Here is a 12,209-nt window from a genome sequence, read left to right on the forward strand (position 1 = left end):
CGTCAGGAGATGAGCGCGCAGGCAAAGCGAGGAAGATTGGGCAAAGGCGCGTTCCACCACCCAGCGCTGATTTCCGAGCCCGGAGCCATGCTCGGTGCCGCGCCGGGTGATTACCGGCTTCACGCCGAGGCCCCAGACGACGCGGCGGCGGCCTCGGTCCACTCGGCGAGCCGGCGCGAGCACCTCATGCCCTGAGCCGAAGCCGAGTTCCTGCGGCAGATGTTCCCAGCCGATGTTTCCGAGGCGACCCTGTTGCTTCTGATCACAGGAATACCTTCCTCTTTCGTCCTTGCCGCGCTGGTCGGTCTCTGCTGCCTTCTGGCGACATGGCTGTTCTCTGGAGCAGCCAGGCATTTACCAGCATGTATCCGACCGATGTCAACACAGAGGTCAGATGGCGCTACGTGTATCGGGGGGCGATCTTCTCATCGGATGCTTCTTCATAGCCGCCAGAATTTCCACGACGAACCGCATGGTGGGTGATGTCACTCTCCAATGAACTCACGCTCATTTCAGTACCCGGCCTCGAAATCGCAGCCATCGGCCTGCTGGCCGCATCCGCACGCTGGGTGACAGTGTTCGGCGGCGGTGGGGCGCTTGGTGTCCCTCCTGTGCCTTCAGAGGCAACCGCCCCATAGGCTCGGACGGTTTTTCAAGTGGTCACAGAAGGTATGCCTGCTTCGGAGGTCCGGCGGCGCCTACCAGTTTCGCCACCGCGAGTTCCAGCGGTGGCTTGCATCCGCATCCCCGGCCGGAGGCGGCATCATCTGAACCGAACATAGCTCTCGCCGTCGAGGTACAGGTAGCCATCCTGCCCGATGCCCCACTGAAGCGTGAGCGGCGCTCCTCCGGTCGGGTACATCGTCAACTGGTTCCCGCTGATGGAAACCGACCAGTAATGCGCTGACCACGGATGTTCTGACTGAACGAACCATCCTCACGGAAGCTGTACACGGAGGACTCGAATCCATCGGAGCTGCCACCGCTCCAATCACCGATCAGCGTGGCCGGGATGGCCGCACCCCGGCTGCCAGAGCCTCCACCGCTCGATGCGGCGGCCCCTCCCGAGCCCTCGTCTGTCCCGCTTTCACCTCCGCCGCAGCCACCGACAGCCAGCAGGATGCAGAGCACTGCCGCCGGTACCGCCATGCGTCGCGCCAGGTTCACCAAAGCCCCCAGGGATCGTGAAACGTCGTTCGCCTTACCCTCCCTCGACCAATAATCAATAAAACTGAATGATCAATACTTGCATAAATTGATTTATCTTGACCAAGTGGCGACAAGGGCAGGGCTTCGCGGGCGATGCACTCCTCGCGCTGGGACCCCGGCACCATCCGCTGATTCGGGTCATAAGGTGCCCGGGGCTCGCCGTGGACGGAGGGACCTCCTCGGCGAGGACGGGGTTCTGGATGGTCTGGGGAAGGGGGAGGATGATGCGCCCGGCGTCGCCCCCACAGATGTGACTTCAACTCCCGTCGGGAGAAGGCGTGTTCGAGCCCCCTCCCACGTGCAGGATCTTTGTGATTCGGGCCGCATTCTCATGGGCTGGTCTGCATGATGGTGGCCAAGGCAGGACGGCAGGTTCAAGCCCTCCCGCCGTACCGCTGTGCTGACCAGCCCCCGATGGTTGCCGCTTACCCACATGCCACACGGAGATGACGCATGGACGAATCGCTGACGATACTTGCGATGACTGGCGCTACGACCATCATAAGTGCGATGGCCACCAGTGCCTGGGCCGCCGCCCGTGCTGGGACGATCCGGTTGTTCCGTCGCTCCGAACCGGAAGACCAGCATGCTCTCGAAGCTCGGCTGGACCGGGATGCGGTGCTGGTGCGGCAGGAGCCGGACCCCGACTCCGCTCGCATGAACCTCGTCGGCGGCTGGCGGCTTGAGTTGGCCGCCCTGCTTCGCGAGCACCCAGAGGCCGAAGCGGAGATCAAGGCCCTGGTGGCGTCCGTGGATGCTCAGCTGCCCAGCGAGGGAAACACGAGCTGGATCCAGAACGTTTCCGCCAAGGACCATGGCATGGCCTTCGGCGCCCAGGGCGGCAGTATCACCGTGCACCACACACCCGCCGTACCTCAGCCGATGCCCGCTCGGGACGGAAACAGTGACTGAAGCGGACGGTAGCGACCTGCCTTCGGGTTCGAGGCAGGTCGTCCACGTCGAATCCGGCTTCGGCTACGGCGCGATCGGCGCGGACATCCACGTCTTCGGGGACGGCACCCCTCTGTACCTGCTGGAGCTTTGGCGCGTGCCCCGGACCCCGGAGCCGGACTGGTTGCTGGAGTCACCCAGCCGCATGCTTAACGCACGCTACGAGGTGGCGGACTTCACCGGTCGCGAGGAAGACCTGGCCGAGCTGCACCAGTGGCGCGACAGCCGTCCGCGCCTGGCAGCGCGGTGGCTGTACGGGCCCGGCGGGCGGGGCAAGACCCGGCTTGCCGCGGAATTCGCCGCCCGGTCCGCCGACCAGGGTTGGACGGTCGTCACGGCGGCCCACGGACCCGGCACCGTCCACCCGCCACCGGGGAGCCAGGACCTGCGACTGCGCCACGCCCGCGGCGTGCTTCTCATCGTCGATTACGCCGACCGCTGGCCGCTGACCCATCTGTCCTGGCTGTTCAGCAACGCCTTGCTCCACCAGCCCGGTATGCCGACACGCATCCTGCTCCTCGCCCGCACCGCCGACACTTGGCCCGGCGTGCGCGCCACCCTGGCCAATCACGAGGCCAGCACCTCCACCCACCAACTCGCACCGCTCTCCTCCGACGGCTCCGACCAGCGTGCCGAGATGTACGATGCGGCGCGGAGCAGCTTCGCGGCCTTTTACGGGATCACCGACCCCAGCGACATCCCGCCGCCCGCACCCCTGGATCACGAGGACTTTGGGTTGACCCTCGCCGTCCACATGGCTGCCCTGGTCGCTGTCGACGCGCGAGCCACCGGCAGCCGCCCGCCGCCGGACATGGCGGGCCTCACCGTTTACCTCCTCGACCGTGAGCACCTGCACTGGGCCCGCCTGCACGGTGACGGCACCCATGAGTTGGACCCGGGGGAGCGTACGTACCGGACCCCACCGCAGGTGATGAACCAGGTGGTGTTCGCCGCAGCGCTGTCGGGTGCCGTCTCCGCACCGACCGGCGCGGCGATTCTGGACGACCTCGGCTTGGAGCTCGATGCGCCGCAGATCCTCGCCGATCACGGGGTCTGCTACCCGCCCGCCAACCTCACGACCCCCACCGTCCTGGAGCCGCTGTACCCCGACCGTCTCGCCGAGGACTTCCTCGCCATGACCCTGCCCGGGCACACCGCTGACTACCCGGCCGCCCCCTGGGCTCCGGCCACCGCGGAGACCGTACTCACCGCAGAAACCGTGCAAACCGTGGAGGCCGCGCACACGGCGAGGACTTGGGGCCCCACCGGGAACGTGCCCACGGTGGGCGAGGTCGTCCCTCCGCCCTACCTCTCCCGCGCCATCCCCACCCTGACAGCGGCAGCGGAACGATGGCCGCACGTCGGATCCGACTACCTCTATCCGCTGCTGAAGCAACACCCCCAACTGGCCGTCCAGGCCGGCAACGCCGCTCTGCTCGCACTCGCCATGCAGGAGAGCGCCGACACCGACGCTCTGGAGGCCGTTGAAACCGTGCTGCCCAACGGACCGCACGCAGACCTGGCCGTGGGCATCGCCGCTATCACGCACCGCGTCATCGGGCCGCGCATCGAACGCACCGACAATCTCCGCCTGCACGCCACGTACCGAACTGAGCTCGCCGAACGGCTGTACCGCGCCGGTTTCCACGAGCGGGCCGCCGACATGGCCCGTGACGGCGTAGAGATCTGGCGCCAACTCGCCGATGACGAGCCGTTCTTCAACGCGCCCCTCCTGGCTTCCTCACTGAATTGGTACGGCGCCTACCTGGCAGAGCTCGGCCGGCGAGAAGAGGCGTTGGAGACGGCCGAAGAGGCCGTCGCGCTGAACCGTCGGTTGATCGACGGCGACTACGCCACCTCCCACGACGAACAGAGTCTGGGAGACGCTCTGGGCAACCTCGCCACACGGCTGTCCGAAGTGGGCAGGGGGGCCGAAGCCCTTGCCGCCGCAGAGGAGTCCGCCGCCATCAGGGACCGCCTGGGCGCCGACGGCGTCCGCTTCTCTGTGAGTCAGGACGCCACCGCTCAGCTCAACCTCGGCGCGCGTCTGGCAGACCAAGGGCGTACGGAGGAGGCCCTTGCCGCGACCGAAAAAGCCGTGATCGGGTTCCGAAAAGCCGTAGAGGTCAATCCGGCAGCCCACACCTTCGACCTCGCTATGGCACTGAACAACTACAGCGCCCACCTGTTCAAGGCCGAGCGGCTCGCCGAGGCCCTCGCCGCCGCCGAGGAGTCCGTCACCCTATGGCGTCGACTCATCCTCAAATCGAGCCTTGCCAACGAGCAGGGGCTCGCCATGGCTCTCTTCAACCTGGGCACCTGCCAAGTAGCTGCGGGGCACCAGGCCGAGGCCTACGCGGCCACTGAGGAATCGGCCGGGCTCTACCGCAAGCTCGCCGCCGGGAACGCAACGGTCCACCACGATGAGCGCCTGGCGACCGTCCTGTGCCGCCTCAGCACCCTGCTGCAGTCCGAGGAGCGTTACGACGAGGCCCTGCCGATCACCACGGAGACGGTAACTGTCCTTCGTCGGCTGGTCGCGACCGATCCCGCAGCGCACGAAGCGGGACTCGCGCAGGCCCTCTTCGAACAATGCATGCTACTCACCGCACTCGAACGGGAACTGGAAGCCCGGTTCGCCGTCGAGCAAGCCGTCGACATCCGCAAACGCCTGGCGGCAGCGGACCCGGCTGCCCACCTGCCGCGTCTCGCCCAAGCGCTCTACGCCTCGAGCTTGTTGAAATACAACATGCACGACGACATGTCGGACGTCCTGAACACTCTCTCGGAGAGCCTGGTCATCTACCAGCGACTCGCCGCCGCCGATCCAGAGACCTTCGCCCACACCGCGCGGGAAGTCAGAGCCACCTTCGCAGAGCTCTTGCCGGAGGCTGAGGGGCGATCACGATCCCGCCAGTTCGGCCGAGCACCGTAAGGTTCGCACCCCACCTCACCGTCCCGCGTTGGGGACTGCTGCAGGTTCGGCGGCACGGCGGAAGCGACCCCGCGTACTTCATCTCGGAGTGCGCGGTGTTCGTCGGAGAGGGGGCCGATCGGTGACCCGCCCCACGGTCCTCCCGGTCCGGCCCGTACTCACGCGCCGGGCCTTGGGGGTCGGGGTAAGCAGTCTGCGGAGTGGAGCGGGGGCCGCCCTCGGCTTCGCCACAGCGCCCTGACACATTACGCCGGTGCCGTGCAACCACGCCCGGTGGACACCTTCAGCGCGCCTTCCTGCAGCGCACGCCGGATCGACCGGTACTGCCTGTGCTTCCTCTAGAGTCGCCGTATGACGGAGGCACCAGCCCAGGACCGCGGCGCGCGGTCCCGTGACGCGATTCTCGACACCGCCACCGACCTGATGTCGCGCCACGGCTACGCCGCCACGTCCATCTCGATGATCTCCGCCGCGTGCGGTCTGCCGGTCAGCTCGATCTACTGGCACTTCGGCAGCAAGGAGGGCATCTACGTCGCGGTGCTGGAGCGCGCCAGGACCGCGCTACTGGCGGCTCTGCCCCCGGCCGAGGTGCCGGGCGGCGACGTCGCCCAGCGTCTCGACACCTTTCTCATGGAGGTCGGGGACGCCTTCCAGCGCCACCCGCGAGGTGTGAAGCTGCTGTTGGGGCTGGGCATGGTGCGGCAGGACGCCAGTGCGGCGGCCCTGGCCGAGGTGCGTCACTACCGCGACTCACTGGTGGCCTGGGCCCGGGATTCGGTGAGTTCCGTCTTCGGGCTGCGTGACCGCCCCGAGGCGGCGGACGAGTTGGCGCGCTTCACACTGAGGATGGCGAGCGGAACCGCCGTGGCCCGCTGGTTCGAGCCCGGTACCGTCCTGGAGACCGGACCACTGCGCGTAGCGTTGCTGGCTCTGGCGGCCCACCACGGCGTTCCGATGCGGGGCGTCCCTGGCAAGGACGCCCCCTCGTCCGGCGTCACGGCCAGGGAATGACGACCCGGTACTTGCCGCCGGCACACTGCTCGGGTGGCTCGTGGGCACGTTCGACGCTCACCTGGCCCGCGCCGTGAGCGGTGAGCAGGGCGACCATCTCCTTTCGCACCGCTGTCCACAGCCGCTCCCGATCGGCTGCGGCGGCGGACAGGATCCGCACGCGGACGCGGGTGGGCGCCGTCTGGACGATCTGGAACAGGTCGATGCCCGGGATGTTTTCCAGGAGGGTCTCGAAGGCCATGGGCACGATACGCACGGTGCCGCCGTCCCGGCGCGGGAAAGACAGCAGGTCGGCCGCGCGGCCGCGTACTCTGATCGCGGGGAGCGGGTCCCCGCACGGGCACGCGTCAGGACGCAGCACAACGCTGTCGCCGAGGTCGTAGCGCAGGATCGGCTGTGCCCATCGGCACAAGCTGGTCAGCAGCACGGTGAAGGACTCCTGGCCCGGCCGGGTGGGGCGGAGGTCGGGGCCGACGGGCTCCAGGATCAGCCAGTCGCTGTGGACATGGAGCCATCCCGCCGGGCAGCCGTAGGCCAGGGCGAGGCTCTCGTTACAGCCGTAGGTGTCGACCAGGTGCGCCCCGAAGGCAGAGCGGATCCTGCGGTGCTCGTGGTCACTGACGCCTTCGGCCAGCAGGGACACCGCGGCCGGGGCGATGCGCAGCCGACCGGCCAGCTGCTCGCCGGCGAGCAGCGCGATCACAGTGGCGTAGCCGGCCAGGAACACCGGTCGGTACTGATTCAGCTGGTCCACCAGCTCGGGCAGCGGGCTGTGCACCGACAGCACCCGGCTGCCCCGGGCGGGCAGCCGACCGGCCTCGCGGGAGCGGACTATGACGGTGTACGCGGCCAGATGGCCGCCGGTGGCCACGATGTGCGCCGACCGCATGCGGCGGACGAGCAACCGGGCCGTCACCACGGGCGTGAGGGTACGCCGGGCGGCCCGCAGCGACAGGGCCCTGACCACCGCCGCCGCGTGGTCGTCGAGCAGGAACAGGCCCCGGTGGCCGGTGGTTCCGGAGGTGGTGGTGACCAAGTATCGGCCCAGGAAGCGCTCGCCGGCCCGCCGGGGATCCGCGACGAAGGCCCGTACGCGGTCGACGGTCACCTCGGGATCGGTGACCCAGTCGTCGAAACGTGCCATCAGGTCCTGCTTGCGCGTGACCGGCAGTAGGGCGGGATCCTCGATGCGTTCAGGTAGCGTCCGGTACAGCTCGCGGTAGTACGGGGAGTGGGCGCGGGCGAAGTCGATCATCGCGGCCAGCCGTTCGCGCTGCAGGTGCGCCAGGGCCTCCGGGCCCTGCCGCAGCGTTCGACGTCCGTCTCGGATCAGGGCGAGTGTCGATGTCATCGCACGGCCCCTCCAGGAAGGGGAGCGGGCTGCCAGAACGCGCAGTGGTGGTCGGCCGCGAACCCGGTGGTGGGTCCGACCCGGTCCGGGGCCAGCACCTGGATGTGGTCCCCGTCGGCCGTGTAGCGCGGCCAGGGCTCGGTCCCGGGCGCGTTGGGGTCGCCGGTGGTCGCGAAGCGGGCCCAGTAGGCGGTCATCGTGGCGGACAGCCGCCGCTGGGCGGGCGTCAGGGGCGCCACCGAGTCCATGGGGAACAGATAGGCCAGTTCGGCGGCGTGGAAGGCACCCTGTGGCGTGTGCGGGGCCGGGATGAACGGCGGTGCCTGGGCGTCGTGGAACTCGTAGGCGTAGACGGGCGCCCGGCTGCCGTACAGCCGGCTGTCGGCCCGTGCCGGGCAGGCGAACCACTGGTCGGTGCCGATGGCGGAGTAGGCCAGGTTGGCGGACGGATGGGCCGAGACCGGGTAGGTGTCCAGGACCGCGGCCGCGCGGTTGCCGTGCTGGAGTCGGACGAGGCCGGCGTACGAGTCGGGGGTCAGGGGGCCGCCGCCGAGCAGATCCACGTTCAGCGCGGTGAAGTAGCGGTATTCGTCATGGGTGCTGCCGCTCAGCGTCGGGACCGCGTTCACTCGTCCCTCGGCCCACGCCGTGTGCGGAGAGCGGGGGAGGACGCGCGGGCCTGTGTTCGGGGCCCACAGGGAGGCGGCCCCTGTCCCGGTGGCGCGGATGAGCTCAGTGGTGGGCACGGCACGCAGGCAGCCCGCCGCGTTCGTCGGGTCCGTGCAGCCGACCGAGGCCGCGAATCCGCTTCCCCTTCGCTCGGCCGCGTCGAGCGGGAGGGGTGTCAGACCGCCGTCCGCGGCGCAGGCTCCGCTCTGCTGGATCGCCCGGTGGAACAGGCCTTTCGCGGTCGGCGAGGCTATGTGGAGGCACGTGTCCGCCGACCCGGCGGACTGGCCACCGAGCGTCACCCGGTTCCGGTCGCCACCGAAGGCACCGATGTTGCGCCGCACCCAGCGCAGGGCGGCCTGTTGGTCCATCAGGCCGTAATCGCCCGAGGCGTGGTCCGGGCTCTCGGCCGACAGGGCGGGGTGGGCCAGGAACCCCAGTGCTCCGAGGCGATAGTTGACGGTGACCACGACCACACCCCGCGCCGCCAAGGTGGAGCCGTCGTAGTCGCTGCCCGCGCCGTAGACGTTGCCTCCGCCGTGCAGCCATACCAGGACCGGAAGGGGGCGGTTGCCGGTGCGGGCGGGTGTCCGGACGTTGAGGTACAGGCAGTCCTCCACGGTGCTGCCCGTGCGGTTGGACTCGCCGGGCAGGACGGGGCCACCGTCGGGGAGCAGCGTCAGCGGTAACTGGGGGCAGGGGTGGGCCGGTGCGGTGGCGGTCCGTACGCCTGACCATCGTGGCGCGGGGAGCGGCGGACGCCAGCGCAGCTCACCGGTCGGCGGGGCGGCGAACGGGATCCCCTGGAAGACCCGCCCGCCGCCGTGGACGGCCGCACCTCGCACCCAGCCCCGGTCGGTACGCACGACCAAGGAGTCGGGGCCAAAAGCGGCCCGAGCAGTGGGCGGAGGAACGGTCAGTGACAGGAGCAGGGCCGCGACGGCGGCTGTGGCGCGGGCCAAAGTGGGGCGCAGGCTCGGGGCTCTCATCCGTCGCTCCAGGTGCCGGTGTCGGGGTTGGAAGCTCATGGCGTGTGCTCGTATGCGCCGATGTCACATGCGGCGCCCTGCGGGCGAGTGATGCCGCGCTGATCGGTGGCCGGGCAGCCCTCGGCCGAGTCCAGGGCGGGACTGCCCGGCAGCAGCGCCACGGTGTCCGTGGGGCCGCCGTGGTTCGCCAGCGGCCCGACCAGCGGGTCACGACTGGGCAGATCGCCCGCGGCCGAGAGCCGGCAGCTGCCGTCGCCGTCGATGTTGTGGCCCTGCGACGAGATGGTGGCGAAGGCCTTCTCGCAGTCGGCGGCCGCGCCGTCGACGGTGTTGCCCGCGACGACGGAGTTGCGCAGGGTCATGCGTCCCAGTGGCAGATCGACGATGTCGGGGATGGGCGCGGGCAGGCTGTCCAAGTAGGCCGGCGCGATGTTGATGCCGCCCCCGCCATCACTGGAACTGTTCCTCGTGATGGTCGAGTTGAGGATCTGCACGGCTCCCAGGCCGCGGATGTCGATGCCTCCGCCGTAGCCGCCGAGGCTGCCGGGGCGGTCACCGGGGTCCGTCACGCGATTGTCGGCGATCGTCGAGTTCGTCACGGTACCGCTGTCGTCGAATCTGATGCCGCCGGCCTCTCCGGCGGTGTTCCGGCTGACCGTGCTGTCGACGAGATCCAGGTGGGAGTCCGGGACGTTGAAGACCCCGCCGCCGTAGCCGGCGGAGTTAGCGGTCACGGCGACGCGGCGCAGCGTCAGGTGCGCTGCGTTGGCGATGCCACCGCCGCCGGTGTCGGTGAAAGGCAGTTCGCGCTGCTTGGCCCTTCCCCCGGTGATCGTCACATCGGACATGTGGGTGTCCGCCCGCATGCGGAAGACCCGGTCCAGGTGGTTGGCGTCGATGACGGTGCTCCGCGCGCCGGCGCCATGGATCGTGGTGGGTGCGTCGACGTTCAGGTCCCCTGTGGTCGGGTCGGGATTGTCGCCTACGAGCAGCCGGGGGTCGGGCGGGATCGTGAGCCGGTAATGGCCGGGGGGCAGTGTGATCGTACTGCCCGGCCGGGCGTTCGCGGCCATCACGGCGGCACGCAGGCTGCACGCGCCCGACGCGGTGCGGCACCGGCCGTCCGACGGGTCGGCGTCCACTGCGTCGGAGGTGGTGTCCACGACGAACTCCGCACGGTCGGCGGCCGGGGCCGCGGCGGCGGTGGCGGCGAGTGGCGCCGTAATGGCGAGGACGGTAGCGGCGAGTGCCGCAGGGGCGACTCGGACTCTCATGTGGTGAACTCCTCCCGGCGAGGAATCTGGGCGTACGAGGAATCGGTGGCTGTGGGAACTGGGGCCTGGTGGGGATGGCACGGCTCGTGCGGACAACGGTGCGTGATTGCGCTGGAGCGGCGACGCCGACCGACGAGCGGAAGAAGAACCGGCGGAGCGGGAGAACAGGTCCGCGTCTCTGTAGGGAGCGTTCCATTCAGAGCGGATCGTGTCTACGCACCGACAGAGAAAAGGCCGAAGTGGAGCGCTGCCGTACTTCCGGAGCGTTCGCCGCCGGCTACTGCGGGCGGGCCGGCTCCGAGCACCACATGCGGGCGTTCTCCGACGCGGTGCGTACGGCGGGGGTGCGGGGCGAGCCGTGGGCGCAGGAGTGGGCGAACGCGGCCGCAGGGCAGGCCGCGGAACTTGGTAGGTCACGGGCCCGTGCTCGGCGGCGAACTCCCGGGCGTCCTCGACGTCATCGGTGAATCACGGCCGGCGGGATGGTCAGGCCGAGCTGGGCGGCCGTCTGGAGCTGGGCTGGCTTGAAGTCGGCGGTGAGCGCGCCTGGGTGGCTGACGTGGCGGATGCAGTGAGGATGGTTTGCTGCCGGGCGAAGTGATGATCGCCCGCTCACTGGCTACTGCGACGGAGAGGACACATCGACGGGTGAAAGCGCGGTTGACAGAGTGCTGTTCGGTGCGCGGCGCTCCGGCCGCCTCGGGGAGCGTCAGGCGCAGCCGCGCCGCCAGTTCCAGCCGATGAAGCTGTGACGCAGATCCACCTCGGAGTGGCAGGAGGCGGTGCCATCGGCTTTGACGTCGACGTACGAGTGGTGAGTGTTGGCGTACCAGGTCCCGGTCGCGTCGAAGATGCCCCGGTAGGTGAAGTCCGCATGTGCCTCACTGCGGGAGGCGGGGCAGTCAGCGGCGCAGTCGACGCCCTCGGTGGCCGACTTCCGCGACCAGCCCGCTTCCCACGGCTCCCTGTTCCACTGCTGGGTGGCGTCGATGGTCGCGCTCACGACACGGCCGCCGCCGGTGGTCCAGTGCGACGTCACGTACAGGCCGGTCATACGGATGTTGCAGCAGTCGTACATCTCGTTCCAGCTTGAGAGCCGGTGTCGGCCGCTCTCGGTGTCTTCGGTCCCAGCCCCTGCGGCGGTGCCCTCGGCCCGGCCGAGCGGCATCAGCCGCACCTCACCAGGTTGTGGCCTGCAGTCCGCGCCGATCGAGACCTCCTGCTGCACGGCCATGCCCGCGGGCGGTGCGGGCAGTGAGCCCGTCAACCGCAGGTCGCCACAGGAGCGGTTGGCCCGCGCTCCATCGCCGGCGGCGGACGCCGGAACGCACACGAAGGACAACATAAGGGCGACGAGCGCTGAGCCACAAGCGATCCGGACAGGCAACTGCCCTTCCTTTCCTCAGGTGCCGACTCGGCCCGATACCTCCGCGCGGTATCTCGGTTCCCGCTCAGCACATGCCCATGATCTGCTGGGACAGTCCAGCGCAGACGCCTTCGCAGCCATCCCCTCTCCCGACGGCCCGGGACGCGGCCTCCGGTGTCTGCAACCTCTGCCGACTCTTCCCGTCGTACAGGAAGGGATACCACGGCCCCGTCCCTTCCCCAACGACAGGGAGTTCCTTCCCCACCGGCAACCACCAACCAGCCACGTCCGGTTGAACAGCGGCAGCGGCATCCGAGCCAATCCGCCCGATCCTCGGCGCACCGCAGTCCGTTGAGATGCATCATCGGGCCTCCTTCGTGGATACCCCGGCCTTCAGGCCGGGGTGGGGGTACCTCCCGCTTGCGGGGGAGAAACGAAGCTCCCGCGGAGCGGG

General features: G+C 69.3%; 7 protein-coding genes and 1 pseudogene. 3 read left to right on the forward strand and 5 right to left on the reverse strand.

All coding sequences use genetic code 11. The annotated features are described in order from the left end of the window. Nucleotides 1-48: 48 nt before the first annotated feature. Nucleotides 49-126: pseudogene (locus AB0L56_RS28460) on the reverse strand (IS5/IS1182 family transposase); the annotation flags it as partial. 1,536 nt (nt 127-1,662) lie between these two features. Here AB0L56_RS28460 and AB0L56_RS28465 point away from each other — a divergent pair. The 3 genes from AB0L56_RS28465 to AB0L56_RS28475 all read left to right on the forward strand — a co-directional run bounded on the left by AB0L56_RS28465 (nt 1,663) and on the right by AB0L56_RS28475 (nt 6,106). Beyond that, entirely contained in the window at nt 1,663-2,121 is a 459-nt protein-coding gene (locus tag AB0L56_RS28465; RefSeq protein ID WP_365428159.1) for a hypothetical protein, read from the forward strand. Beyond that, complete coding sequence (locus tag AB0L56_RS28470) at nt 2,114-5,095, forward strand: tetratricopeptide repeat protein (RefSeq protein WP_365428162.1); 2,982 nt, start codon at nt 2,114-2,116, stop codon at nt 5,093-5,095. Before AB0L56_RS28465 ends, AB0L56_RS28470 begins: the two co-directional genes overlap by 8 nt. Nucleotides 5,096-5,446: 351 nt before the next feature. After that, nucleotides 5,447-6,106: a TetR/AcrR family transcriptional regulator gene (locus AB0L56_RS28475; RefSeq protein ID WP_365428165.1), complete on the forward strand. Its 660-nt coding sequence runs from the start codon at nt 5,447-5,449 to the stop codon at nt 6,104-6,106. On the opposite strand, the gene AB0L56_RS28480 is transcribed toward AB0L56_RS28475, so the two are convergent. The 4 genes from AB0L56_RS28480 to AB0L56_RS28495 all read right to left on the reverse strand — a co-directional run bounded on the left by AB0L56_RS28480 (nt 6,090) and on the right by AB0L56_RS28495 (nt 11,623). After that, nucleotides 6,090-7,457, reverse strand: a complete 1,368-nt coding sequence (locus AB0L56_RS28480; RefSeq protein ID WP_365428168.1) for a phenylacetate--CoA ligase family protein — start codon at nt 7,455-7,457, stop codon at nt 6,090-6,092. The two genes, AB0L56_RS28475 and AB0L56_RS28480, sit on opposite strands and share 17 nt — an antisense overlap. Beyond that, nucleotides 7,454-8,992 (reverse strand): carboxylesterase family protein, encoded by a 1,539-nt coding sequence (locus AB0L56_RS28485; RefSeq protein ID WP_365428171.1) that lies wholly within the window; start codon nt 8,990-8,992, stop codon nt 7,454-7,456. Before AB0L56_RS28485 ends, AB0L56_RS28480 begins: the two co-directional genes overlap by 4 nt. Before the next feature lie 158 nt (nt 8,993-9,150). Continuing rightward, nucleotides 9,151-10,389, reverse strand: a complete 1,239-nt coding sequence (locus AB0L56_RS28490) for a choice-of-anchor Q domain-containing protein (RefSeq protein ID WP_365428174.1) — start codon at nt 10,387-10,389, stop codon at nt 9,151-9,153. Between the two features lie 709 nt (nt 10,390-11,098). Beyond that, nucleotides 11,099-11,623, reverse strand: a complete 525-nt coding sequence (locus AB0L56_RS28495; protein ID WP_365428177.1) for a hypothetical protein — start codon at nt 11,621-11,623, stop codon at nt 11,099-11,101. Nucleotides 11,624-12,209: the final 586 nt, after the last annotated feature.

Origin of the sequence: Streptomyces sp. NPDC052079, from assembly GCF_040680275.1 — a bacterium.
In the GTDB taxonomy this organism is placed as follows: Bacteria; Actinomycetota; Actinomycetes; order Streptomycetales; family Streptomycetaceae; genus Streptomyces.

Coding starts and splice junctions, on each gene's coding strand:
- AB0L56_RS28480 (WP_365428168.1), bottom strand. CDS start 7,457: ATGACATCGACACTCGCCCTGATCCGAGACGGACGTCGAACGCTGCGG.
- AB0L56_RS28490 (WP_365428174.1), bottom strand. CDS start 10,389: ATGAGAGTCCGAGTCGCCCCTGCGGCACTCGCCGCTACCGTCCTCGCC.
- AB0L56_RS28495 (WP_365428177.1), bottom strand. CDS start 11,623: ATGGCCGTGCAGCAGGAGGTCTCGATCGGCGCGGACTGCAGGCCACAA.
- AB0L56_RS28475 (WP_365428165.1), top strand. CDS start 5,447: ATGACGGAGGCACCAGCCCAGGACCGCGGCGCGCGGTCCCGTGACGCG.
- AB0L56_RS28465 (WP_365428159.1), top strand. CDS start 1,663: ATGGACGAATCGCTGACGATACTTGCGATGACTGGCGCTACGACCATC.